Genomic DNA, 22,427 nt, shown 5'->3' with positions numbered 1-22,427 from the left:
GGCGCGGACTATGGAAGTGCGCGCCAGTAGCGCACTTCGTCGATCGACGTCCCGTCGATGTCGAACGTCTTGATGTCGCTTTCGGCGACGAAGCCTTCACGTTCGTAGAACGCTCGCGCGCGGCGGTTCTGGACGATTGCCCAGAGCGACACCCATGCATGCCCCCCGTCGTGCAGCGACCGGCAAGCATGCCGGACCAGCGCCGTGCCGATTCCTTTGCCGCAATGCAGCGGATGCAGATAGATCGCGTGGATTTCACCCCACGCGCGATCCTTGTCGGCGTCGCGCGTCGTGCCGTACGCGACCCAGCCCGTCACGCCGTCTGCGTCGAATGCGACCGTGACGCGCGTTTCGCCTGCCGCGAGCGCGCGGTGCCAGAAGTCGGTACGTTGTTCGACCGACAAACCTGCAAGGAACGACGCCGGCATGATGCCGTCGTAGGTGGCCCGCCACGATGCGACGTGGATCGCGGCGATGGCTGCGGCATCGGCCGGCGTGGCTGTGCGGATGGCGATCGTGGTCGTGTTCGAGGGCATGCGTGCGTGGTTTGACCGGTTGCGGGATACAACGATGAAGCAGCCCCGTTCAACGCCGTGAATCGGGCGTGCATGCAGGTGCGGTGTCGCGCCGCACCTGCACCGTCCTTACTCGCCGAGCTTCGCCGTCACGCACCCCGTGCTCGAGCATTCGCGCTCGCGTTCGCGCAGGAACGACAGGCGCGATTGCGTGAAGTCGATCGCGCATTGCAGGTTCACGAGATAGCCGTCGTCGCGCGTTTCGCTGCAGCGGTCGTCGCGCCGCTTCATCCACGCGAGCTGGCCGGTCTTCAGCTTCGCCTGCTGGTCGCCGCTCAGTTGCTTGCGCACGCGGCCGTACTCGTCGTTCAGTTCGCGGTCGACCTGCGAGAACTCGTTGCTGCTGCAGTACACCTGGTCGAACGCACTGCGCGGTTTGCCGCAGCCGGCCGCCTGCGCGGAGAACGGCACGGCAAGCGCGAGCAGCGCGCAGGAAACGAGCAGATTCTTCTTCATCATTGTGGTGCTCCTCACTGGGTGAAAACTGTTGAAACCGACCGGCGCCGCCTTTACCTGGCCGCCGTACATGCGTCGATCCCGCCCGCGATCGCGGTGGCGAGGCGCTGGATCGTCTCGCGCTGCGCGAGCCGTTTTTCCTCGTCGGGATTGACGATCACGCCCGCCTCGACCAGAACGGCCGGGATCGGCGCGGTACGCAGCACGACGAGATCGTCGAAGCGGTGGATGCCGAGTTGCGGATCGATCAGCGGGCGGTTCTCGCCCTTGATCGGCTGCGCGTGATACAGCGACGGCCGTTCGCCGGCCGCGACCAGGCGTTCGGCGATCGCTTTCGCGCAACGCAGGCTTTCCGTGTAGTGCGGATTGCGCTCGGACACGAACACGGCGAAACCGCGGAATTCGCGCTGCCGGCCCGCGTCGATGAACTGCTGCTGCATCGAATCGTGATGGATCGACACGAACAGATTTGCGTCCGACGCCTGCGTCGAGCGCTGGTCGAGCGCGATCTCGCGGCCGTCGGCCGACGTGCGCAGCACGCGATCGCCGTGCGCGGCGAGTGTCTCCGCGACGGCGGTGGACAGGTCGAGGTTGTACCGGTATTCGACGCGGCCGCTTGCGCCGGTGGCACCCGGGTGGGCCGGCGTATGGCCGGTGTCGACGACGACGTAGCGGCCGGAGGCCGGCTGTGCGTCCGGACCTGCCGCATCGGCCGCATGCAGCGCGAGCGGCGCGCCGAGCAGCGGGCCGCATGCGAGCAGGCGCGCGGCGGCGCGCACGAACGGACGAAGGCGTCGAAGGGTTCGGTTTGTCATTGTTGTTGTCGAGGAGGGCATGCGGCGCGTCGTATGGCGCGCACCGTCGGCCTGCTCAATGCAGTCGGAATGTCGCGCGATTATAGCGGTTGCCGGCGGCGCCGCAATGACGGAATGCGCTGCGTCTCGCGCGCCGGAAACCGGCGCTCAGGCGAGCACGCGCCGGGCCGCGAGCATGCCCCAGTACGATGCTTCCTCGAACAGCGACAGCCCGGACAGGTCCGCATGCGCGAACACGACGGGGCCGTCGGCCTCGCGGAGCGCGAGCAGCCCCGGCCGGCTCAGGAAGCCGACGTCGGGCGTCGCCATCGCGTGGCCGCGCACGGTGATCTCGAGCGCCGTCGCGTGCTTCCACAGTTCGCGTCCGTAGACGGCCTGCAGGTCGATCGCGGCCTGTTCGCGCAGCGCGTCGGGCTGCGCCTGCGCGAGCCAGCGGCGCGTATCGTCCGGCGTTTGCGTATTCAACGCCTGATAGGCGGAGAACACGGAGCGGGTCGGCGGCGACATCCGGATCAGCTGGTGCGTCGACACGACATAGCCGAGCCCCGCGCCGTCGTAGACGACGTTGTCCCACGCGAGCGGCACGCCGGCTGCCTCGGCCGGCATCCCGTCGAGCAGGAAATTGGACACGAGCCACGGCGCGCGCGGCGGCAGGTCGCGCGCGGGATCGAAGCCGTACGCGCGCAACTGCGGAAACACGCGAGCCGCGACGAACAGCGGCATGGCGCTGACGACGCGCCGCGCCTTCAGCGTGAACGTCGACAGCGTGCCGTCGTCGGCGATGCGCGCACACAGCACGTCGACGCCGCCCGCGCGCTCGGTCGCGCGAACGGCGAAGCCGCGCCGCGACCACGCGTTCGAGCCGGTGCGCGCGGCGATCGAGTCGCTCAGCTTCGTCACCATCGTATGCAGCCCGTCGGGCCAGGTCAGCACGGCGCCGTCGCCCGCGTCGCTCGCGTGGCCGCCGCGCGACGAGAAATAGTGCAGGCCGGCCCACGCGGACACGTGCTCGTAACCCGCACCGTAGTCGTCGCGGCAGCAGTAGTTCAGGTACCAGTGCAGCGCGGTCGCGGTGTAGCCCTCGTCGAGCAGCCACTGCCTGAACGAGCGCCGGTCGAGCGCGCGCCAGCGCGGGTCGCGCGACGATTCCGCGAGCGGGATGCAGAACACCTTGCGGCCGTCCGCGCCGCGCGCGGAGCGCAGGCTGTCGGTGTAGGCGAAGAAGCGCGTTTGCTGCGCGAGCGCATCGGCGTCGAGGCCGGCCGTCGGCACGATGCCGTCCTGCCACTGGCCTCCGATGAACAGCCGTTCGTCGGGGGCGTGCACGAGCGCGCGTTCGTCGTACGCGGGTTGCGCGGAGAACGGCGCCGCTTCGATCACGCCGAGATCGGCGAGCATGTCGCGCAGATGTGCGGATTCGAGCGACGGCAGCGGCAGGTAGTGTGCGCCCTTCGGATAGCCGAGTTCGCCGAAGCGGCCGCCGGCCGCATTGCCGCCGAATTCGGGACCGGCGAGCACGACGAAGCGTGTGTGCCCCGCGCGCGCGAGCTGCCACGCGCACGACAACCCGGCCGCGCCCGAGCCGAGGACCGCGACGTCGGTCTCGATCGTGCCGGACGGCGGCGGCAGCGCCGCGTGGTCGCGCAGCGCATGGCCTTCGCGCATGCCGGGGTAGCCGACGCGCGGCGTCGTCTCGATCCAGCCGGTGCGGCCGCACGCGGCGAGCGACGCCGCCGCGGACGCGACGAGGAACGTGCGGCGATCCATCAGCGCAGCACGTGCTTCCAGTCGTCGTCGAAGCGGCGCACGAGCGGCTGGTCGTTGAGTTCATTCGGCGACATCGGCAGCGCCGGCATGTCGGCCGGGAAGTGGAACATCTCGGCGGCCGTCTGCGCGTCGAGCCAGCGCGTCGGCACCGAATAGCGTGTCGGCACGGTGAAGTCGCGACGCTTGCCGGCGATCACAAACCCCCAGTCGCCGAACGACGGCACGTAGCAGTGGTACGGCCAGGTGTTGAGCCCGGCTTCGCGCAGCGTCGCGATGATCGTCCAGTACGCGTGCGGCGCGAAGTACGGCGACGTCGACTGGATCACCGCGTAGCCGTTCTCGGACAGGTGGCGCGCGAGCAGCCGGAACACCGGCACCGAATACAGCCGGCCGAGCCCGAAGTTGGTCGGATCGGGGAAGTCGACGACGATCGCGTCATACACGTCGGCGTTCGATTCGAGCCAGCGCACCGCATCGTCGTTGATCATCTGCACGCGCGGGTCCTTCAGCGAACCCTGGTTCAGCTTCACGAGCGGCGCCGAAGTCGAGAACAGCTTCGTCATCGCGGGGTCGAGATCGACGAGCGTGATCCGTTCGAGATTGCGGTGCTTGAGCAGTTCGCGCACCGCGAGGCCGTCGCCGCCGCCGAGCACGAGCACGCGCTTCGCCCACGGCAGCGCCTCGATCGTCGGATGGATCAGCGCCTCGTGATAGCGATGCTCGTCGCGCGACGAGAACTGCAGGTTGCCGTTCAGGTACAGCCGCATGTCGTCGTGCCACTGCGTGAGCACGATGCGCTGGTACGGCGTCGTTTCCGAATAGATCGTCTCGTCGCCGTACACGCCGTGCTCGGCCCAGTGCGTGATGCGGTCCGACAGCGCGAAGCCGGCGACGAGCAGCCCGATCACGAGCGACGCGCGCATCAGCTTGCCGCGCACGTTGCGGATCTCGGCGCGGAACAGGTGCGTGGTCCACAGCGCGACGAACGCGTTCAGCAGCCCGAACAGGAAGCTCGTGCGCAACAGGCCGAGACGCGGCGCGAGCACGAGGGGGAAGATCAGCGACACGGCGAGCGAGCCGAGATAGTCGAAGGTCAGCACTTCGCTGACGGTATGGCGGAACGCCTGGCGGCGCTGCTGGAACGCGCGCATCACGAGCGGGATCTCCATCCCGATCAGCAGGCCGAGCGCGAGCACGAGCGCGTAGAGCGCCGCGCGGAACGGCGCGGCCAGCCACGCGAACACCGCGAACAGCAGCGCTGCCGACACGCCGCCGAGCAGGCCGACGAGCAGCTCGATGTCGACGAAGCGGTCGAGCACGTCGTCGTCCTCGACGAACTTCGCGAGCCACGAGCCGATCCCCATCGCGAACAGGTAGCAGCCGATCACCGACGAGAACTGCAGGATCGAATCGCCGAGCAGGTAGCTCGACAGCGCGCTGCTGATCAGTTCGTAGCCGAGCCCGCACGACGCGAGCACGAGGATCGACAGGACGAGCGCGCGCTTATGCAGCATGGCGCGTCCGTTGTGCAGTGCTCGTCAATGTGGATATACTGGCGCGGATTTTCGTGGGGTGGCCCGCCATGGGCCGGCCTGAGACGGGGCGGCGAACCGAGCACAAAATCCGAGGAAAAGAATGAATAGTGCCTATCTTTATGCGGTTCATTTGCTGTCGGCGTTCGTGCTGCTTTTCGTGTTCGCGGCAGTGTACCTGAAGGTCACCCCGTTCGACGAACTGGCCCTGATCCGCGACGGCAACGCGGCCGCGACGCTGTCGTTCGGCGGCGCGCTGGTCGGCTTCTGCCTGACGCTCGCGTCCAGCATCGCGCACAACTCGACGCTCGGCGAAGTCGTGCTGTGGGCCGTCGGCGCAATGGCCGTGCAGCTCGTCACCTACGCGGTGCTGACCCGCCTGATTCCCGGCATGAACCATGCGATCGAGGATCGCAACGTCGCGATGGGTGGCCTGATGGGCACCGCGTCGCTCGTCGTCGGCATCATCAATGCCGCCTGCCTGACCTGACACGCCACGCGTCCTGGGAGACCGACATGAGTCTGGGTTCGTTTATCCGCAAGCAGTTCATCGACGTCCTGCAATGGACGGAAGACACCGACGGCGTGCTGGCCTGGCGCTATCCGATGGAAGACCAGGAGATCCAGTACGGCGGCCAGCTGACCGTGCGCGAAACGCAGGTCGCGATCTTCGTCAACGAAGGCAAGGTCGCCGACGTGTTCCAGCCCGGGCTGTACAAGCTGGAAACGCGCACGCTGCCGGTGCTCACGTACCTGAAGAACTGGGACAAGTTCTTTCAATCTCCTTTCAAGTCGGACGTCTACTTCTTCAGCACGCGGCTGCAGCTCGGCCGGCGCTGGGGCACCGCGCAGCCGGTGACGATCCGCGATCGCGAATTCGGCTTCGTGCAGCTGCGCGCGTTCGGCATCTACTCGTACCGGATCGTCGATGCGGCCGCGTTCCACCGCGAGGTGAGCGGCACGCGCGCGCAGTACTCGGTCGACGATCTCGAGCAGCAGCTGCGCAACCTGGTCGTCACCGCGATGAGCACGACGTTCGGTTCCGCCGACGTGCCGTTCGTCGACATGGCCGCGAACCAGACGCTGCTGTCGCAACGCGTCGCCGAGGCGCTGGTGCCGGTGTTTACGCGCTACGGCCTCGCGCTCGATGCGTTCGCGGTCGAAAGCGTGTCGCTGCCGGCCGAGTTGCAGAAGGCGCTCGACCTGCGGATCGGCGCGGGGATGGCCGGCGATCTCGCCCGCGCGACGCAATACCAGACGGCGCAGGCGATTCCGCTGGCCGCGCAGAACCCGGGCGGCATCGCGGGTGTCGGCGCGGGGCTCGCGGCCGGCGCGGCGATCGGGCAGGCGATGGCCGGCCAGATCGCGGGCGCCGCGCAACCGGCGCCGGCCGCACCGCCCGCGCCCGTCGCGGCACCGGTTGCCGCCGCGCAGCCGGCCGCACCGGCCGAAGGGACCGATTACGTGCAACGCCTCGAACAGCTGAAGGCGCTGCTCGACAAGGGCCTCGTCACCGAAGAGGACTATGCGCGCGCGAAGGCGGACATCCTCGCGAAGCTCACCCGGTAAGCGTCGCGCATGTTCAGTACTTCGTGCCCCCAGTGCGGCGCGCCGGTCGAGTTTCGCTCGGCGGCGGCGGTGATGGCCGTCTGCGCGTTCTGTCGCAGCACGCTGCTCAAGCGCGGTGCCGACGTCGAGCGCATCGGCGAGCTGGCCACGGTGCTCGACGACGCGTCGCCGATCCAGATCGGCACGGCCGGGCGCTACGGCAAGCGCACGTTCACGGTGCTCGGCCGCATCCAGATGACCTACGACGCCGGCGTGTGGAGCGAGTGGTACGTCGTGTTCGACGACGGCGCGTTCGGCTGGCTGTCGGATGCGTCGGGCCAGTATGCGGTCACGGTGCGCGAGCCCGACGATGCGTCGGGCGGCGCGTGGCCCGCGTTCGGCACGCTCGAACCGGGCATGCGGATCGACCACGGCGGCCGCGCCTATCTCGTGTCCGACGTGCGTACCGCGCGCTGCACGGGCGGCGACGGCGAGTTGCCGTTCCGCATCGATGCGGGCTGGGAAGCGCGCGTCGTCGACCTGCGCACCGGCAATGCATTCGCGACTTACGACTATTCCGACGCCGACGCGAACGGCGGGAGCCCGGCCGTCTACAGCGGCGAAGCGATGGAATTCGACGCGCTCGCATTCACGGGGCTGCGCGATACCGACAACGACACGCGGGAGAAACGGGGCGCGCAGATGGTGCCGTTCGCGTGCCCGAGCTGCGGCGCGCCGCTGTCGTATGCACCGAACCTCGCCGACTACGTCGTGTGCGGCAGCTGCCACGCGGGCGTGCAGTGCACGGCCGAGCAGCAGACCGTGTTCGCCGCGCAGCGCAAGCTAGATGCGGTGAAGGGCGCGCTTGAGCTCGGTGCGACCGGCACGTTCGACGGCGTGAAGTACACGGTGATCGGCATGATGCGTTGCCGCGTGCCGGGCGACGACGAGACGTGGGACGAATACCTGCTGCTGAACCCGAAGCGCGGCTTCCTGTGGCTCGTGCAGAGCGAAGGGCGCTGGGAACGCGTGCAGGTGCTCGATCACTGGCCGACGATCGGCGGCGAGTCCGACGTCACCGACGAAGGCAAGACCTATCGACTGCGCGAGACGTACGACTCGGAAGTCGTGTACGTGGTCGGCGCGTTCAACTGGCGCGTGCAGATCGGCGACCGCACGTCGATCGCCGACTACGGCTGGCAGAAGGACAAGCTCACGCGCGAGCGCAGCGCCGCGGAAATCGTCTGGTCGCGTGCGCGGCCGTTGTCGGCCGGCGCACTGGCCGAACGCTTCGCGACGCCGGCGCTCGCGACGGCAGTGGTTGCGTCCGCAACGGGTTCCGCCGGGACGTCGACGGGCCTGTTCGGCGCGAAGCAGCCGCATAGCTTCGCACCGCTGCCGATCGTGTTCAGCGCGATGCTCGTGATCTTCAACCTGGGTTCGCTGTTCTCGTTCAGCGGCCGCTCCGTCTACGTGCTGATCGGCCTGCTCGTGCTGTGGCTGCCGGAATGGCTGTGGAAGGGCTTCGCGTCCGACGGGGGCAACTCGTAATGCGTTACATCCTCTACGGACTTTACGGGCTGATCGTCGTCACGCTGTTCAGCTGCGCGTCGCTCGGCGGCAGCGGTTCGGGCGGCAGCGGCTGGGGCAGTTCGTCGGCGCGCAGCGGCTATTCGTCGTACGGGTCGCACAAATGACGGCACGAGACGGTATCGCCGCGCCGCGTGCGACGCTCGGCTCGCACGTGCTGGCCGATCTCGCCGGCATCGACGCGGCACTGCTGCGCGACGCCGCGCGGCTCGAGACGATACTCACCGACGCCGCGCAGCAGGCCGGCGCACGCGTGATCGGCGCGCATTTCCATCACTTCGGCGGTGAGCATGGGGTGACGGGTGTCGTGCTGCTCGCGGAGTCGCACATCACGATTCATACGTGGCCGGAGCACGGCTTCGCGGCCGTCGATGCGTTCATGTGCGGTGCCGCGCGCGCCGCCGAGGCGGTCGATGCGATCGCCGCCGCGCTCGGCACGCACGCGCAGGTCCGGCAGCAGGTGGCGCGCGGCGTCGCATGAGCGACCGGGGCGACAGCGGTGGTCGCGCATGCGACGACGCGCTGCACCGATTTCGCGAACCGCTTATGATCGTGCGGTACGACGTCCCCACGCAGAGGTCCCCATGCACATCGCCATCCTGACCTTCGACGGTTTCAACGAACTCGATTCGCTGATCGCGCTCGGGATTCTCAACCGGGTCAGGCAGCCGGGTTGGCGGGTGTCGATCGCGAGCCCGACCGCCCGCGTGCGCTCGATGAACGGCGTGACGATCGACGCGCAAGCGTCGCTGCAGGACGCCCGCGACGCGGACGCCGTGCTGGTGGGCAGCGGCGTGCGGACCCGCGACGTCGTCGCCGATGCCGCGTTGATGGCGCAATTGCAGTTCGACCCCGCGCGGCAGTTGCTCGGCGCGCAGTGCTCGGGCACGCTCGTGCTGGCGAAGCTGGGCTGGCTCGGCGATGTCCCCGCGTGTACCGACCTGACCACGAAGCCGTGGGTGCAGGAAGCCGGCGTGGCCGTGCTCGACCAGCCGTTCGTGGCCAGCGGGAACGTCGCGACCGCCGGCGGGTGCCTGTCGTCGCAGTATCTGGCCGCGTGGTTCATCGCCCGTCTGGCCGGCATCGAGGCCGCGCGCAGTGCGATTCACTATGTCGCGCCGGTGGGCGAGAAGGACGATTACGTCGCGCGCGCGATCGCGAACATTTCGCCGTTCCTCTGATGCGTGCGGCGTCGCGCGTCAGCGCGGCAGCGCTTCGGCTTCGGCCCAACGCTTGAACGAGTCGAGACGCCGGCGCGTGTGCACGAGATAGAACGCGCCGATCAGCGGTTCGAGCAGCCAGCGCAGCCAGGACGGCTGCGCACGGAAGTGATACGTGAACTTCACTTCGGTCGTGCCCGGTGTGTGCTCGGTGAAATTCCAGCTGCCGCTGAAGCGTTCGAGCACCTTCGGCCCGTCGACCATTTCGACGGCCGCGACCTGCGGCGGACGGTACGAGATGTAGCGCGACACCATCGTCGCGCCCGACTGGCTGCGGCAGAACGCATCGACGCCGACGTCGGCCGTCATCCCGTCGGGCAGATACGCGTCGGCAAGGAAGCTGTCCCACACGAGCCGCCGCGCGTAGTCCTGCGACCACGTGAAGAGGCGTCTGCGATCGACGCCGACGATCCGGCTGACTGAGATCCTCATGATGGGTAGCAAGCGCAACGCTGTAATCGGGATGAAATCGAGTGTAACCCGCCAAAGCCGCGCAATTCTTCAGACTTCGTCAAGTCGAGCGCGCGCTCGATTGACCTTCTCCGGGAATTCCCCTACGATCGATTCCATGCCTTCGGGAAAGACCCGAAGCGTTTCAATCTCTTGAGGGAGCCTCATGAGTACGCAACAGAACCGGCGCTTCGACGCGCTCGTTTTCATTGGTCGTTTCCAGCCTCCGCATCGTGGTCACCTGAACGTGCTGAAGTCCGCACTGAGCCGGGCCGAGCGCGTATGCGTGCTGATCGGATCGACCGACAAGCCCCGCACCATCAAGGATCCGTTCTCGTTCGACGAGCGCCGCCAGATGCTGGCTTCGCTGCTCGAGCCGTCCGAGCGCGAGCGCGTGACGGTCGCGCCCGTGCAGGATTCGACGTACAACGACGGCGACTGGGTGCGCTGGGTGCAGGATGCCGTGGCCGCCTCGCTCGGCGAGGTCGCGCAGCGCAGGGTCGGGCTGATCGGCCACGAGAAGGACGCCACGTCGTATTACCTGCGGATGTTCCCGCAATGGGAACTCGTCGACGTCGATGCGACCGAAGACATCTCCGCCACCGAAATCCGCGATCAGTACTTCGCCGAACGCACCAACAGCTTCGTGCAATGGGCCGTGCCGGAACCGGTGTTCGGCTGGCTCGAACGCTTTCGCACGCAGCCGGCATTCGCGCAGCTGAAGGCCGAGGCCGAATTCATCGCCGGCTATCGCAAGGCGTGGTCGGCCGCACCGTATCCGGTCACGTTCGTGACGGTCGACGCGGTGGTCGTGCACTCGGGCCATCTCCTGCTCGTGCGCCGGCGCAGCGAACCGGGCCGCGGCCTGTGGGCGCTGCCGGGCGGGTTCGTGAACCAGGACGAACGGCTCGACGCGGCCTGCATCCGCGAACTGCGCGAGGAGACCGGCCTGAAGCTGCCGGAGCCCGTGCTGCGCGGCTCGATCAAGGATCGCCAGGTATTCGACCATCCGACCCGCTCGCTGCGCGGCCGCACGATCACGCATGCGTGCCTGTTCAACTTCCCGACCGGCGAGTTGCCGCGTGTGAAGGGCAGCGACGACGCCGACAAGGCGCGCTGGGTGCCGCTCAACGAATTCGCGCAGATGCGCAACGTGATGTTCGAGGATCACTTCGAGATCGCGTATCACTTCCTGGGGAAGCTGTGACACGCTGATTCCCCGGATTCCGGTCCGCCGCGACAGACGCGGCGGCACTTCAACGGCCTAGAGGAGCTCTAGCCATGCAAAACGATCCCGGCGGCTTTGCCGCGGTTCTCGCCAATCCGATCCTCAACACGGATTCGTACAAGGCTTCCCACTTCCTGCAATACCCGCCCGACGCGCAGGCGATGTTCTCGTACGTCGAGTCGCGCGGCGGCCGCTATGACCGCACGCTGTTCTTCGGCCTGCAGATGTTGCTGAAGGACTATCTGTGCCGGCCGGTCACGCACGCGATGATCGACGACGCGCGCGATTTCTTCGCGGTGCACGGCGAGCCGTTCAACGAGGACGGCTGGCGCCATGTCGTCGAGCACTACGACGGCTACCTGCCCGTGAGGATCCGCGCGGTGCCCGAAGGTTCGATCGTGCCCGTGCACAACGTGCTGATGACCGTCGAATGCGACGACCCGAAGGTGTTCTGGCTCGCGTCGTATCTGGAGACGATGCTGCTGCGCGTGTGGTACCCGGTGACGGTCGCGACGCGCAGCTGGCACCTGCGGCAGACGATCCGCCGCTTTCTCGAGAAGACCGACGACGATCTCGCGCAGCTGCCGTTCAAGCTGCACGACTTCGGCGCGCGCGGCGTATCGAGCGCGGAGTCGGCCGCGATCGGCGGCGCGGCACACCTCGTGAGCTTCATGGGTTCGGACACGGTGCTCGGCGTGCTGGCCGCGAACCGCTTCTATCGCGAGCCGATGGCCGCGTACTCGGTGCCCGCGGCCGAGCACAGCACGATCACGTCGTGGGGGCGTGAGCACGAAGCCGATGCGTACCGGAACATGATCGCTCGCTTCGGTTTGCCGGGCGCGATCGTGTCGGTCGTGTCGGACTCCTATGATCTGTTCGCCGCGCTTGAACTGTGGGGTGGCCCGCTGCGCCAGGCGGTGATCGATTCGGGCGCGACGCTCGTCGTGCGTCCCGATTCGGGCGACCCGGTGAAGATCGTGCTGCAGACCGTGCGCGCGCTCGATGCTTCGTTCGGCTCGACCGTAAACGGCAAGGGGCGGCGCGTGCTGAACCGCGTGCGCGTGATCCAGGGCGACGGCGTCGACGAGCTGTCGATCGACGCGATCCTTTCCGCACTCGACGACGCGGGTTATGCGGCCGGCAACGTCGTGTTCGGGATGGGCGGCGCGCTGCTGCAGCAGGTGAATCGCGACACGCAGCGCTTCGCGATGAAGTGCTCGGCGATCCGGCGCGGCGACGTGTGGCACGGCGTGAGCAAGGATCCGGTTACCGATCCGGGCAAGCGCTCGAAGCAGGGCCGGCTCACGTTGCTGCGCAATCGGCGCACGGGAGAATACCGGACGGTGACGCTGCCGGTCGCGTGGGACGATCGCGCGCTGGAAGGCGAGTGGTATGACGCGCTCGAAACGGTGTTCGATACCGGGAAAATGCTGGTCGATACGACGTTCGCCGAGGTGCGGGCGAGGGCGCACGCAGGGGAGGCGTGATCGAGCCACCGGGGCGGCGGCGTGGCAACGTCAGCCGCCGCCCCGGTCGCGCTCAGGCGACGCGGGCGACGAGGGCGTGCAGCACGGCGTCCGCGTCGATTTCTCCTCGAACGACATCCGCGCGCGCCGACTCGAAGTCGATCCAGCCCTCGTTGAAGCCGTCGAGCATGCGCATGCGCGGCTCGGGGTGGCGCATCCGCTGCGCATCGAACAGCGCCGCCCACGTGCTGCGCGGCACGGCTTCGGCACGCACCGGGTGCCCGAACACGCGGGTGAACGCGTTCGCGAGGTCGTTCGGGCTGACCCGCCGGGGCCCTTCGAGTTCGACGATGCGTGCGCCGGTCCATTCGTCCTGTAGCAGCGCGGCCGCCGTCCGGCCGACGTCTTCGGTTGCGACCATCGGCACCGGCTTGTCGAGCGGCTGGAGAAAGCTGTAGATGACGCCGGCGTCGCGTGCGGTTGCTACGTCCCACGCGGCATTTTCGAGGAACCACGCGGGGCGCAGGAACGTGACGGGTATCGGCAAGTCGTCGAACGCCTGTTCGATCATCGTCAGTTGCGTCAGCAGATTCACCTGCGTCGCCTGCGCGCCGATCGTCGACAGACAGACGACCTTGCGTGGCCGAGCGGCGCGCAATGCCGCACCGACGGCATCGATGACGGCGCGCGTTTCGGGGAATCCCGGCGACGGATCGAAGCATGGCGGCAGCAGGACGAAGACGCCTTCCGTGTTCGAGAAGGCCGTCGTCAGCGCGGCGGTGTCGGTCATCTCGGCAAGTGCAACATCGCAGCCGCGCGCGACCCACGGCGCAGCGCGATCCGCGGTGCGCGCGACGGCGCGCACGGGCCGGCCGGCCGCGAGCAGCGTTCGGGCGAGCGCGCCGCCGACCTGTCCGGTGATACCGGTAATGGCATACATGGTTTGGAATCCTCATCGAGAAGGGAGCGGGCGCGCCGAAAGATGCGGGCGCCGGAACTGCATGCCGCGTTCGGGCTTGCCGTCGCGATGCATCGGGTTGCATGATAGGAGGCGACGATTCCTGATGGAATCGAATCCATGTCATTTGATTGGTGATTGTTTGTCATGAATGAAATCCTGGGGATCGACGGGCGGATTCTGGCGAACGTGGGCGTGCTGGCCGCGATCGTCGAAAGCGGCAGCTTCGCGCGCGCGGCTGACGCACTCGGCTTGTCGCCGTCCGGCGTCAGCCGGGCCGTGGGCCGGCTCGAGGCGCGCGTCGGCGTGCGGCTGCTCGATCGCACGACGCGCTCGGTCACGCTGACGGACGAAGGGCGCCGCCTGTACGAAGAGATCGGTCCGCTGCTCGCGGGCATCGGCGATGCGGTGACGCTGGCCGCCGGCTCGGCCGCCGCCGTGCGCGGCAGATTGCGCGTGAACGTCGACGCGTATTTCTCGCGGCGGGTGCTGGCGCCGCACCTTCCGGCGTTGCTTGCACGCCATCCCGATCTGTCGCTGGAACTGGCCGCGCGCGAGCAGCTCGGCGATCTGGTAGCCGACGGATTCGACGTTGCGGTGCGGTTCGGCGAGCCGCCGTCGTCGTCGCTGGTGGCGCGCAAATTGCTGGAGACGCGCGCGGTGACGGTCGCCGCGCCCGCCTACGTGAAACGGCACGGGCGTCCTGCGGCGCCGGGCGATCTCGCGGGCCATGCGTGCATCCAGATGCGCAACACGCTGACCGGCCAGCCGCTCGAATGGATCTATCAGCTCGGCCGCAAGCGCGTGCCGGTCAGGACGACGGGCAGGCTGCTCGTCAACGACGCCGGCACGATGCTCGGTGCATGTCTGGCCGGTGTGGGCATCGCACGCTTCAAGGCGAGCGGGGTAGCGGGCTTGATCGAGCAGGGGCGGCTCGTCGAGCTGCTCGCGGATTGGCGCGGCGAGGCATTTCCGCTGTTTGCCTACTATCCGTCGCGTCACCTGCCGCCCGCGAAGGTGCGGGCATTCGTCGATTTCGTCGCGGAAATCGTGGCGACCGGCAAATAGCGCGATCGCCCGCCGTCAACGTTCGCCGGCGAGCGCGCGCCCGTTCGTGTCCGGTTGCGCGATCGCGTGCTCCGACATCCGCGCCGCCTCCATCGCCCGCCCGAGCGCATCGAACACCGCCGGCCCCTTGCAGCGCGACACGTTGAAGCGCATGAACGACGTCGCGCCGTGCGACGCACTGAACACGTTGCCCGGCGCGAGCACCACATCGTGGTCGAGCGCATGGCGCGCGACGCGCGCGGCATCGAGCCCGTCGGGCAGCTCGGCCCACACGAACAACCCACCGCGCGGTTCCGTCCAGATCCCGAGCCCGGCGCGCGCGAGCCGCCGGATCGTTTCGCCCATCGCATCGGCCAACTGCATACGGAGGCCGTCGAGATGGCGCCGGTAGGTGCCGTCGACCAGCAGCCGGTGCACGACGTTCGCGCCGATCTGCGCATTGCCGAACGACGTCGCGAGCTTCAGGTCGACGAGCGCGTCGATCCATTCGGGGCGCGCGGCGATATAGCCGCAGCGGATCGCGGCCGACAGCGTCTTCGAGAAGCTGCCGATCGACACGACGCGCGAGAGCCCGTCGAATGCCGCGAGGCGCGGCGCGGGCGTGCTTTCGAAATCCGCGAAGATGTCGTCCTCGACGATCAGCAGGCCGTGCTCGGCCGCGAGCGTGAGCAACCGGTGCGCGACCGGCGGCGCGAGCGTCGCGCCGGTCGGGTTGTGCAGCGCCGCGTTCGTGATGTACAGGCGCGGGCGGTGTTCGGCGAGCACCTGCTCGAAGCGCGCGAGATCGGGGCCGTTCGGCGTGTACGGCACGCTGACGATCCGTGCGCGATGCGCGCGCAGCAGCGCCTGGAAGTTGAAGTAGCAAGGATCGTCGAGCACGACGGTGTCGCCCGGCTCCAGCAGCAGCCGGCACACGAGATCGAGCGCGTGCGTGCCGCCGTCGGTCAGCATGATCTGCGCGGGCTCCGCATGGACGCCGTGCTGCGCGAGCCGCCACGCGAGTTGCTGGCGCAACGCGGGCAGCCCGAGCGGTGTCGCGTAGTCGGTCAGCGCGTCGGGTTCGTCGCGCGACACCGCACGCAGCGCACGTCGCAGGCTCTCGTCCGGCAGCCACGACGACGGCAGCCAGCCGCAACCGGGCTTCACCGAGCCGGGCGCCGCCTCGAGCGACTGGCGCGACAGCCACAGCGGATCGAGTTCGCGATCGAGGCGCGGGCCGAGTTCGGCGAGCGCAAGCGGCGGCGCATGGCCCGACACGTAGAAGCCGGAGCCGCGCCGTGCGACGAGCACGCCTTCGCTCGCGAGCCGCTCGTACGCATCGACGACGGTCGATTTCGACACGTGCAGCGCGTCGGCCATCATCCGGATCGACGGCACGCGCGCGCCGGGCATCAGCGCGCGGCTCGCGATCCGCGCGCGCAGCGTATCCATCACGGTTTCCACGCGCGTGCGCGACGGCGCGGGCGGAGCAGGGGCTTGCACGGAAAGGCTCATGGCGGGAGGGAACTGTACGGCCGGTTGTCCAGTACAGTTTGTCCGAATTGTATTGGGCTGTAGCTTACGCGCTTTTCGCGGGCGGCGGATCATCGGTCATCCACCTTGTTCCGACCAGGATTTCCCGTGCAAAAGACGACCGACGGATGGCTCAGCGGCCTGCTGGGCGTGATCATCTTCAGTGGCTCGCTGCCCGCGACGCGCATCGCGGTGCAGGGGCTCGACCCGCTGTTCCTCACGTTCGCGCGCGCGACGATCGCCGGCGTGCTCGGCCTGATCCTGCTCGTCGCGCTGAAGCAGAAGCGGCCGACGCGTGTCGAGACCGCGTCGCTCATCGTCGTCGCGCTCGGGGTCGTGGTCGGTTTTCCGCTGCTGACCGCGCTCGCGCTCAAGCACGTGACGTCCGCGCATGCGATCGTGTTCGTCGGGCTGCTGCCGCTCGCGACCGCGCTGTTCGGCGTCTGGCGCGGCGGCGAACGGCCGCGGCTGCCGTTCTGGGTCTTCTCGCTGGTCGGCAGCGGCGCGGTGGCCGCGTTCGCGCTGCGCAACGGCGGTCGAGCGTCGGTGGCGGGCGATGCGTTGATGCTGGCCGCGATCGTCGCGTGCGGGCTCGGCTATGCGGAAGGCGCGCGACTGTCGCGCCAGCTCGGCGGCTGGCAGGTGATCTCGTGGGCGCTCGTGCTGTCGCTGCCGGTGATGCTGCCGCTCACGTGGTTCACGTGGCCCGCGACGTTCGACGGCGTCGACGCCGCCGCGCTGTGGGGGCTCGCATACGTGTCGCTGTTCAGCATGCTGATCGGCTTCGTGTTCTGGTATCGCGGCCTCGCGCTCGGCGGGATCGCGGGCGTCGGCCAGTTGCAGCTGCTGCAGCCGTTCTTCGGTTTCCTGCTCGCGGCCGGGCTGCTGCACGAGACGGTGCCGCCGTCGATGCTCGTCGTGACGGTCGTGGTCGTCGGCTGCGTGGCCGGTGCGAAGTATTTCTCGAAGATGGCGCCGGTGCGGCGCGCGGGCTGATTCACGCAAGGAGCGCTCGCGCGACGACGTGACGGGGGCCGCCCGTGCGCCGTCGCGCGTGCGCCGTTTACCCCATCACCACGTTCGCGAGCCGGAACTGGTACGCGGTCGCGGTCGTGCCGCCACCGCCGCCCGTCATCACGATGTCGGCGCTCTTGATGCCGAGCAGCGACAGTTCGGTGTTGATGTCGGACAGCACGGCCGAATTCATCACCGCGCCCTGTTCGATCTGCGACGCGGTGCCGATCCACAGCGTCGGCTTGAACTCGAACACGGCCTTCTGGCCCGGCACGATCCCCGTCTTGTGCGCGAGCAGCCGGTTGTCCTTGAAAACCGACGCGGTGATCGCTCCCTGGCTCAGGTCGTTGCGCAGCTGGATCTCGCGCGACGTCGGGGCGGGGCCGGCGAGCGCGAGCACGTTGCCCGACGTCGAGCGCGACACGTTGAAGACCTGTCCGTTGTCCGCGCGCTTCTGCGGCATGTAGTTGCCGTCGGCATCGCTCGCGGAGACGGTCGTCAACAACGGGAACACGAACGGATGGTTGTCGCCGCGCCCGCAGTTGGTGATGACCTTCCACGCGATCGCGAGCTCGTCGAAGTCCGTGGACACGTTCTTCTGGAAGATCACGATCTGGCTGTTGTTGACGTCGTTCGACAGGTTGACGAAGTTGAGATTGATGTCCATGAGTCACCTTGATTCGATTCGGATAACTGATTGAAAGGGCGCCGGCCGTGCATCGCCGGCGCACGGACCGTTACGCCATCACCACGTTTTCCAGCCGGAACGTGAACGGCGTCGAGCGCGGGCCGGGGCCGCCGCCGGTCATCACGATGTCGGCGCTCGCGATGCCGAGCAGCGACAGTTCCGTGTTGATGTCGGAGATCACCGCGGAATTCATCAGCGCGCCCTGTTCGATCTGCGACGCGACACCGATCCAGATCGTCGGCTTGAACTGGAACACCGCCTTCTGGCCCGGCGCGACGGAGGTCTTGCGCGCGAGCGCGTTGCCGTCCTTGTAGATCGTCGCGTTGATCGCGCCAGCCGGCAGGTCGTTGCGCACCTGCACCTCGGAGCTCGCGCCCGGGTCGCCGCCGAGCTGCAGCACGTCGCCCGAGCTGGAGCGCACGACCTGGAACACCTGGCCGTTCGCCGCGACCTGCTGCGGCATGTAGTTGCCCCAGCTGTCGCTCGCGCTCACGCTCATCGTCATCGGGAACTTGAACGGATGGTTGTCGCCCTGGCCGCAATTGCGGATCACCTTCCACGCGATCGCGAGTTCGTCGAAGTCGGTCGCCACGTTCTTCTGGAAAATCACGACGCTCGAGTTGTTGGCGTCGTTCGAGCGGTTGATCAGGTTCAGTTGGATATCCACGTCGTTGCTCCTTGAGTTTGAAAAAACGGCAGTCGGTCTGCCGCACACCTTTCCCGCCGGCCCGGCCGCGAAGCCGTGCCGTCAAGCCGGTTCAAGCCGTGTCGGGCGGCACTACGCGCGCACGATGTGTTCGAGCGCGAACGCGAACGGCTGCGCGTCGGTGCCGGTGCCGCCGCCCGTCATCACGATGTCGGCCGCGGCTACGCCCGCCAGCGCCAGCATCGTGTTCGCGCTCGACATCACCGCCGCGTGCAGTGCGCGGCTTTCCTGTATCTGCGACGCCACGCCGATCCACAGCGTCGGCGTGAAGCGGAACACCGCCTTCTGCCCGGGCGCGACCGCTTCCTTCACCGCGATCAGCCGGCCCGCGCTGAACGCGTTGACGTTCACGGCGCCGCGCCGCAGCCGATTGACGACTTCGATGTCGCCGCCCGGCGCGTCGGCCGGGTCGGGCACGAGCCGGCCGCGTCCGGTCGGCTGCGCGTCGATCACGAAGCGCACGCCGGCGGGCGCCGTGACGCGCGGCGAGAAGTTGCCGTGCTCGTCGCCGAGCGCGACGTCGATGTCGGTCGAGTAGTCGAACGGATGGAAGCAGTCGCGTCCGCAATGACGGATCACCTTCCACGCGATCGCGAACGTATCCAGATCGGGGATCACGTCGCGCTGGAACAGCACGACCTCGCTGTTGCCGCAGTCGTTCGAGCGGTTCACGAAGCGGAGCTTGATGTTCATGATGCTTGCTCCTCATCCGGCGTGCCGCGTTCGTCGCGCAGCGTGCGGTCGGCCCACTGCGCGAGCGCGGGCGCGACGCCGTTCGCGAGCGACGCGACGTGCAGCGCATGCGCACGCGCCTGCGCCTGCAGGTCGCCGGCGAAGCGCCCGAGCGCCATCGCGGCATCGGCCGGGCCGCGCGTGCGGCCGAGATGGTCGAGGTATTGCGCGGCCGCGTCGGCCATCGCGCCCGCGTGCTGGAGGTGGCTCTGCGTGAAGCGCGTCGCGAGATCCGCGTTCAGGGCCGCCAGCTCCTTGACCGCGGCGGCCGAACTGCCGAGCCCGAACCGTTCGAGCTGGCCGCGCCACAATGCGTCGGTCGCGGCCTGGCATGCATCCGTGTAGCGATGGCCGGCGAGCAGCGCGGTGTGCGCGAACGCGCGCCACGCGGGGCTGGCGGACGTGCCGCCGGTGCCGGTCGTCTGCGCGGCGAGCTTGCCGAACAGCTGGAGCGCGTCGGCGTGCGCGCGTTCCCATTGGGCGATGAACGTGGAGAACATGGCGATTCCTCGTGAAGAAGGAGCGATGACGGCGCGACGGCAGCCGCTACGCGGATTACCGACGCGCGGCGCCGAGGCGCTGCACCATCTGCATCACGGCGGCCATCTGCGGCGCGTCGCGGCGGTAGAAGCCGGGTTGGAGCGGATCGGTGCTCGTATAGCCCCAGAAATCCCAGCAGCCGAGCGGATTGACGGCCGATTTCTCGACCTGCGGATACAGCACGATCAGCCGGTTCGTGTCGGCGATCTCGTTGTAGCCGACGCCGCGAATCATCCGCTCGCCGACGGTCGCGACGTTCTGCACGCAGCCGTGGAACACCACGTGCACCGCGCAGGTCGCGCGTTCGCAATCGGCCGGCACGTACGCGTAGCCCGTATCGCCGAGCGACGCGCGGCGCTGCGGATCGAACGCGCGCTGGTCGAACGCCAGCAGCTTGCCGCCAGCCTGCGCGGCGGGCGCGTTGAGCGGCTTGTCGGGCGTGCCGTAGATCCAGCGCACGATGTCGTGCGCCTGTTGAAAGCCGCAGTTGTCGATATACGGGCTCGCGTTCGCACTGCACGCGTTGTCCTCGGGGCGGTTCGTGATGAACGCATGCCCGGCGTCCGGCGATTGGCGATACTGAAGGTTCGCGGCCGGAACCTGCGCGAGCGTGTAGAAGCGCACGGTCTGGTCGACGACGCGCGTGAACACCACCGTATCCTTCGCCCCGCTGAACACGTAGATGCGTTGGCCGCGCAGGTTGGCCGGATCGTCGATCTCGTCGCGCTGCGCGAACGTGCGCGCGGCGCGCCATGCGTCGGCCGCGGAGGGCGCGGGGCCGATCGGCTGCATGCACAGCGTGGTCGCGGCCACCGCCGGCGGGATCAGCGCGTTCGCGCCCGCGCAATAGAACGGCCCGCCCGCGACGATGCCCGCGCCGATCAGCCGGCTCGAGAACGCGACGTCGAACTGCGCGGCCATGAAGCCGCCGGACGACAGCCCCGACACCGACGTGCGCTGCAGGTCGGCGCCGTATGCGGGCAACGGATCGGCGGGGGCGGCGAGCGCGGCGTGCGGCGCGAGCGCAGCCAGGGCGGCAACGGCAACGGTAACGGTGGCGGTGACGGCGGCGCAAGCGGCGCCCAGCGCGCGGCGCACTACGTGCGAGGCGGTGGTGCGGGGCAGCGTCGTGCGGCCGGGCGAGCGGGTGACGTTCATGCGGGGCTCCTGTCGTGACGAGTGGTGAATGACAAGGGTTGTAACGGTATGGATGCAGCAAGACTTCAGCGACGGTTTCAGCTTACGGGCAGCCGACGCGCTGCGAAATGGCGCGAACGACACGCACGACGACCCGTGACGTTCGGCCGGTGCGGCGTCACGGCGCTCACGACAGAAACAGCGCGCGCTCGGCCCGGCGGCGCTTCGTGAGGCCCGCGAGCGGCTTGCCGCCGGCCTTGTTCCAGACGAGGAACTGGTCGGCCGCCCGCGCGCTCGCGCCGGCGTTCAGGTAGCGCAGCAAGGTCGACGAGCGCAGCCGTCCGGCGCCGAGGTTGAAGACGAACGACATCAGCGCATCGAACTGCTGCTGCGTGACCGGCACGCGCAACAGCTTGCGCAGGTTCAGCTCGGCGCCGCGCAGGTCATGCCGCAGCAGCGCCTCCGCTTCGGCCGGCGTCAGCGGGCGCGTGAAGCGCTCGTTCGGCAGGATCAGGTGCCCGTAGCCGATCGTCGGCTTGCCGACCGCGTCGAGATAGCGCGCGAGCCGCAGCCCCTCGAACTGCTTGATCAGCGCGATGCCTTGCTCGCCGGTGCGTTCAGGCTGGTTCGCCATCGTCGTTCTCCTTGCTGCCCGGCCGTGCGCGCGGCACCAGGCGATGCGTGTATTCGTCGATCACGCGCATGATCGCTTCGGGCGGCGGCAGCGCCGCGAACTGCATTTCGATGTCGATGTGCTCGGTGTCGCGCTGCCGCGCACTGCCCGGCGCGGCGTCCTTCTTCTCCGAGCGCGGCGCGAACGTCACGTAGAAGCGGCCGCGCTGGTCGTCGTTGCCCGAGATGCCGCCGGCCGGCAGCGCCTCGGTGAAGTCGCCGCGCACGGTCAGGTGCACGACCATCCGGTCGAGCGCGAGCCCGCGCGGCGTGGCGAGCGCGACGAGCGGCACCGGCATCGTGTGCTCCGCGTCGAGTGCGACCGTGACCTCGCGCGGCGCGAGCAGGCCGTCGTCGCGCAGATCGAAGAACTGGTCGAGCACGGCGGTGTACTGGTGCGCGAGCAACTGGTTCGCGGCGGCGGCCGCGTGCTGCATCCCGCGTGCGATCTCGTCGAGCGCGATGCCGCGCGGCGGCGGGCGTTCGTCGTCGGCCGGGGCGCCAGGCGGCGGGGCGGGTGGGGTAGGCGGCGTAGGCGGCACGGGTGGCGCGGGTGGTACGGGTGGCACGGGTGGCACGGGTGGCACGGGTGGCACGGGTGCGGCGGGCGACAAGCCGCCGGTCGATGCGCCGGGCGCGGCGGTGGGGGCGTCGTTCGCGCCCGATGCGGCGCCGGCCGGCCAGCCGGCGGAACCGGGCGTCGCGTGGCGCGCCGGATCGACGCCTGCCGCCGCCGCCGCCGCCGCCGCCGGC

At 68.8% G+C, this 22,427-nt stretch carries 25 protein-coding genes; 10 read left to right on the top strand and 15 right to left on the bottom strand.

The features are described 5' to 3' along the window. Nucleotides 1–8 precede the first annotated feature (8 nt). The 5 genes from DIE02_RS05520 to DIE02_RS05500 form a co-directional block, all read right to left on the bottom strand. Nucleotides 9–536, bottom strand: coding sequence for a GNAT family N-acetyltransferase (locus DIE02_RS05520; RefSeq protein WP_124485325.1), 528 nt, complete (start codon nucleotides 534–536; stop codon nucleotides 9–11). 108 nt (nucleotides 537–644) lie between these two features. Continuing rightward, nucleotides 645–1,034, bottom strand: a complete 390-nt coding sequence (locus DIE02_RS05515) for a lysozyme inhibitor LprI family protein (RefSeq protein WP_044847932.1) — start codon at nucleotides 1,032–1,034, stop codon at nucleotides 645–647. Between the two features lie 50 nt (nucleotides 1,035–1,084). Next, a complete protein-coding gene (locus DIE02_RS05510) occupies nucleotides 1,085–1,846 on the bottom strand; it encodes an N-acetylmuramoyl-L-alanine amidase (RefSeq protein ID WP_124485326.1) in 762 nt (253 codons plus the stop codon). Between the two features lie 147 nt (nucleotides 1,847–1,993). Beyond that, on the bottom strand, nucleotides 1,994–3,613 hold the full coding sequence (locus tag DIE02_RS05505; RefSeq protein WP_124485327.1) for an FAD-dependent oxidoreductase: 1,620 nt from the start codon (nucleotides 3,611–3,613) through the stop codon (nucleotides 1,994–1,996). Then, nucleotides 3,613–5,127, bottom strand: a complete 1,515-nt coding sequence (locus DIE02_RS05500; protein WP_124485328.1) for a polyamine aminopropyltransferase — start codon at nucleotides 5,125–5,127, stop codon at nucleotides 3,613–3,615. The genes DIE02_RS05505 and DIE02_RS05500 overlap by 1 nt, the downstream gene beginning before the upstream one ends. A 121-nt stretch (nucleotides 5,128–5,248) precedes the next feature. On the opposite strand from DIE02_RS05500, the gene DIE02_RS05495 reads away from it, so the two are divergent. The 6 genes from DIE02_RS05495 to DIE02_RS05475 all read left to right on the top strand — a co-directional run bounded on the left by DIE02_RS05495 (nucleotide 5,249) and on the right by DIE02_RS05475 (nucleotide 9,464). Beyond that, on the top strand, nucleotides 5,249–5,635 hold the full coding sequence (locus DIE02_RS05495; RefSeq protein WP_014898735.1) for a DUF350 domain-containing protein: 387 nt from the start codon (nucleotides 5,249–5,251) through the stop codon (nucleotides 5,633–5,635). A gap of 26 nt (nucleotides 5,636–5,661) precedes the next feature. Further along, nucleotides 5,662–6,714 carry an SPFH domain-containing protein gene (locus tag DIE02_RS05490; protein WP_124485329.1) on the top strand — a complete coding sequence of 351 codons (1,053 nt, stop codon included), beginning with the start codon at nucleotides 5,662–5,664 and terminating at the stop codon, nucleotides 6,712–6,714. Between the two features lie 9 nt (nucleotides 6,715–6,723). Then, complete coding sequence (locus DIE02_RS05485; protein ID WP_124485330.1) at nucleotides 6,724–8,244, top strand: DUF4178 domain-containing protein; 1,521 nt, start codon at nucleotides 6,724–6,726, stop codon at nucleotides 8,242–8,244. Then, nucleotides 8,244–8,390 carry a hypothetical protein gene (locus tag DIE02_RS35420; protein WP_170296473.1) on the top strand — a complete coding sequence of 49 codons (147 nt, stop codon included), beginning with the start codon at nucleotides 8,244–8,246 and terminating at the stop codon, nucleotides 8,388–8,390. The genes DIE02_RS05485 and DIE02_RS35420 overlap by 1 nt, the downstream gene beginning before the upstream one ends. After that, the gene (gene speD, locus DIE02_RS05480; protein WP_124485331.1) at nucleotides 8,387–8,764 is read left to right on the top strand and encodes an adenosylmethionine decarboxylase; all 378 of its coding nucleotides are present in this window, start codon (nucleotides 8,387–8,389) and stop codon (nucleotides 8,762–8,764) included. Before DIE02_RS35420 ends, speD begins: the two co-directional genes overlap by 4 nt. Before the next feature lie 103 nt (nucleotides 8,765–8,867). Further along, the gene (locus tag DIE02_RS05475) at nucleotides 8,868–9,464 is read left to right on the top strand and encodes a DJ-1/PfpI family protein (protein ID WP_124485332.1); all 597 of its coding nucleotides are present in this window, start codon (nucleotides 8,868–8,870) and stop codon (nucleotides 9,462–9,464) included. An 18-nt stretch (nucleotides 9,465–9,482) separates the two neighbouring features. On the opposite strand, the gene DIE02_RS05470 is transcribed toward DIE02_RS05475, so the two are convergent. Beyond that, nucleotides 9,483–9,935: a type II toxin-antitoxin system RatA family toxin gene (locus DIE02_RS05470; protein ID WP_124485333.1), complete on the bottom strand. Its 453-nt coding sequence runs from the start codon at nucleotides 9,933–9,935 to the stop codon at nucleotides 9,483–9,485. 184 nt (nucleotides 9,936–10,119) lie between these two features. Between DIE02_RS05470 and DIE02_RS05465 the strand changes: the two genes are divergently transcribed. Beyond that, the gene (locus DIE02_RS05465) at nucleotides 10,120–11,160 is read left to right on the top strand and encodes a bifunctional nicotinamide-nucleotide adenylyltransferase/Nudix hydroxylase (RefSeq protein WP_124485334.1); all 1,041 of its coding nucleotides are present in this window, start codon (nucleotides 10,120–10,122) and stop codon (nucleotides 11,158–11,160) included. A 74-nt stretch (nucleotides 11,161–11,234) separates the two neighbouring features. Further along, nucleotides 11,235–12,668: a nicotinate phosphoribosyltransferase gene (locus DIE02_RS05460; protein WP_124485335.1), complete on the top strand. Its 1,434-nt coding sequence runs from the start codon at nucleotides 11,235–11,237 to the stop codon at nucleotides 12,666–12,668. A 52-nt stretch (nucleotides 12,669–12,720) separates the two neighbouring features. On the opposite strand, the gene DIE02_RS05455 is transcribed toward DIE02_RS05460, so the two are convergent. Next, complete coding sequence (locus DIE02_RS05455) at nucleotides 12,721–13,587, bottom strand: NmrA family NAD(P)-binding protein (RefSeq protein ID WP_124485336.1); 867 nt, start codon at nucleotides 13,585–13,587, stop codon at nucleotides 12,721–12,723. A 177-nt stretch (nucleotides 13,588–13,764) separates the two neighbouring features. On the opposite strand from DIE02_RS05455, the gene DIE02_RS05450 reads away from it, so the two are divergent. Continuing rightward, nucleotides 13,765–14,673, top strand: a complete 909-nt coding sequence (locus DIE02_RS05450) for a LysR family transcriptional regulator (RefSeq protein ID WP_124485405.1) — start codon at nucleotides 13,765–13,767, stop codon at nucleotides 14,671–14,673. 15 nt (nucleotides 14,674–14,688) lie between these two features. On the opposite strand, the gene DIE02_RS05445 is transcribed toward DIE02_RS05450, so the two are convergent. Further along, complete coding sequence (locus DIE02_RS05445; protein ID WP_124485337.1) at nucleotides 14,689–16,167, bottom strand: PLP-dependent aminotransferase family protein; 1,479 nt, start codon at nucleotides 16,165–16,167, stop codon at nucleotides 14,689–14,691. 126 nt (nucleotides 16,168–16,293) lie between these two features. Between DIE02_RS05445 and DIE02_RS05440 the strand changes: the two genes are divergently transcribed. After that, the gene (locus DIE02_RS05440) at nucleotides 16,294–17,181 is read left to right on the top strand and encodes a DMT family transporter (RefSeq protein ID WP_124485338.1); all 888 of its coding nucleotides are present in this window, start codon (nucleotides 16,294–16,296) and stop codon (nucleotides 17,179–17,181) included. Between the two features lie 67 nt (nucleotides 17,182–17,248). Here the strand turns inward: DIE02_RS05440 and DIE02_RS05435 are convergent, their stop codons facing one another. The 7 genes from DIE02_RS05435 to DIE02_RS05405 form a co-directional block, all read right to left on the bottom strand. Next, on the bottom strand, nucleotides 17,249–17,866 hold the full coding sequence (locus DIE02_RS05435; RefSeq protein ID WP_044848965.1) for a hypothetical protein: 618 nt from the start codon (nucleotides 17,864–17,866) through the stop codon (nucleotides 17,249–17,251). 70 nt (nucleotides 17,867–17,936) lie between these two features. Continuing rightward, complete coding sequence (locus tag DIE02_RS05430; protein WP_044848966.1) at nucleotides 17,937–18,554, bottom strand: hypothetical protein; 618 nt, start codon at nucleotides 18,552–18,554, stop codon at nucleotides 17,937–17,939. Nucleotides 18,555–18,665: 111 nt separating this feature from the next. Further along, on the bottom strand, nucleotides 18,666–19,286 hold the full coding sequence (locus tag DIE02_RS05425; RefSeq protein WP_124485339.1) for a hypothetical protein: 621 nt from the start codon (nucleotides 19,284–19,286) through the stop codon (nucleotides 18,666–18,668). Beyond that, nucleotides 19,283–19,825: a hypothetical protein gene (locus DIE02_RS05420; RefSeq protein ID WP_124485340.1), complete on the bottom strand. Its 543-nt coding sequence runs from the start codon at nucleotides 19,823–19,825 to the stop codon at nucleotides 19,283–19,285. Before DIE02_RS05420 ends, DIE02_RS05425 begins: the two co-directional genes overlap by 4 nt. A gap of 55 nt (nucleotides 19,826–19,880) precedes the next feature. Further along, nucleotides 19,881–21,023 (bottom strand): poly(3-hydroxybutyrate) depolymerase, encoded by a 1,143-nt coding sequence (locus DIE02_RS05415; RefSeq protein ID WP_124485341.1) that lies wholly within the window; start codon nucleotides 21,021–21,023, stop codon nucleotides 19,881–19,883. Between the two features lie 166 nt (nucleotides 21,024–21,189). Next, nucleotides 21,190–21,636, bottom strand: a complete 447-nt coding sequence (locus tag DIE02_RS05410) for a lysozyme (RefSeq protein ID WP_044848970.1) — start codon at nucleotides 21,634–21,636, stop codon at nucleotides 21,190–21,192. Further along, nucleotides 21,620–22,427, bottom strand: an 808-nt coding sequence (locus tag DIE02_RS05405; RefSeq protein WP_260441487.1) for a DUF2589 domain-containing protein, incomplete at its 5' end; no start/stop codon positions are given. The genes DIE02_RS05405 and DIE02_RS05410, both read right to left, overlap by 17 nt.

The sequence above is a fragment of the Burkholderia sp. Bp8991 genome (assembly GCF_003853795.1).
Taxonomy (GTDB): Bacteria; Pseudomonadota; Gammaproteobacteria; order Burkholderiales; family Burkholderiaceae; genus Burkholderia.
The sequence above is the reverse complement of the archived record's forward strand: the minus strand, read 5'-3'. Positions and strand labels throughout refer to the sequence as shown.

Coding starts and splice junctions, on each gene's coding strand:
- speD (WP_124485331.1), top strand. CDS start 8,387: ATGACGGCACGAGACGGTATCGCCGCGCCGCGTGCGACGCTCGGCTCG.
- DIE02_RS05505 (WP_124485327.1), bottom strand. CDS start 3,613: ATGGATCGCCGCACGTTCCTCGTCGCGTCCGCGGCGGCGTCGCTCGCC.
- DIE02_RS05490 (WP_124485329.1), top strand. CDS start 5,662: ATGAGTCTGGGTTCGTTTATCCGCAAGCAGTTCATCGACGTCCTGCAA.
- DIE02_RS05420 (WP_124485340.1), bottom strand. CDS start 19,825: ATGTTCTCCACGTTCATCGCCCAATGGGAACGCGCGCACGCCGACGCG.
- DIE02_RS35420 (WP_170296473.1), top strand. CDS start 8,244: ATGCGTTACATCCTCTACGGACTTTACGGGCTGATCGTCGTCACGCTG.
- DIE02_RS05485 (WP_124485330.1), top strand. CDS start 6,724: ATGTTCAGTACTTCGTGCCCCCAGTGCGGCGCGCCGGTCGAGTTTCGC.
- DIE02_RS05500 (WP_124485328.1), bottom strand. CDS start 5,127: ATGCTGCATAAGCGCGCGCTCGTCCTGTCGATCCTCGTGCTCGCGTCG.
- DIE02_RS05410 (WP_044848970.1), bottom strand. CDS start 21,636: ATGGCGAACCAGCCTGAACGCACCGGCGAGCAAGGCATCGCGCTGATC.
- DIE02_RS05415 (WP_124485341.1), bottom strand. CDS start 21,023: ATGAACGTCACCCGCTCGCCCGGCCGCACGACGCTGCCCCGCACCACC.
- DIE02_RS05520 (WP_124485325.1), bottom strand. CDS start 536: ATGCCCTCGAACACGACCACGATCGCCATCCGCACAGCCACGCCGGCC.
- DIE02_RS05435 (WP_044848965.1), bottom strand. CDS start 17,866: ATGGACATCAATCTCAACTTCGTCAACCTGTCGAACGACGTCAACAAC.
- DIE02_RS05510 (WP_124485326.1), bottom strand. CDS start 1,846: ATGACAAACCGAACCCTTCGACGCCTTCGTCCGTTCGTGCGCGCCGCC.
- DIE02_RS05455 (WP_124485336.1), bottom strand. CDS start 13,587: ATGTATGCCATTACCGGTATCACCGGACAGGTCGGCGGCGCGCTCGCC.
- DIE02_RS05515 (WP_044847932.1), bottom strand. CDS start 1,034: ATGATGAAGAAGAATCTGCTCGTTTCCTGCGCGCTGCTCGCGCTTGCC.
- DIE02_RS05470 (WP_124485333.1), bottom strand. CDS start 9,935: ATGAGGATCTCAGTCAGCCGGATCGTCGGCGTCGATCGCAGACGCCTC.
- DIE02_RS05495 (WP_014898735.1), top strand. CDS start 5,249: ATGAATAGTGCCTATCTTTATGCGGTTCATTTGCTGTCGGCGTTCGTG.
- DIE02_RS05465 (WP_124485334.1), top strand. CDS start 10,120: ATGAGTACGCAACAGAACCGGCGCTTCGACGCGCTCGTTTTCATTGGT.
- DIE02_RS05460 (WP_124485335.1), top strand. CDS start 11,235: ATGCAAAACGATCCCGGCGGCTTTGCCGCGGTTCTCGCCAATCCGATC.
- DIE02_RS05425 (WP_124485339.1), bottom strand. CDS start 19,286: ATGAACATCAAGCTCCGCTTCGTGAACCGCTCGAACGACTGCGGCAAC.
- DIE02_RS05475 (WP_124485332.1), top strand. CDS start 8,868: ATGCACATCGCCATCCTGACCTTCGACGGTTTCAACGAACTCGATTCG.
- DIE02_RS05445 (WP_124485337.1), bottom strand. CDS start 16,167: ATGAGCCTTTCCGTGCAAGCCCCTGCTCCGCCCGCGCCGTCGCGCACG.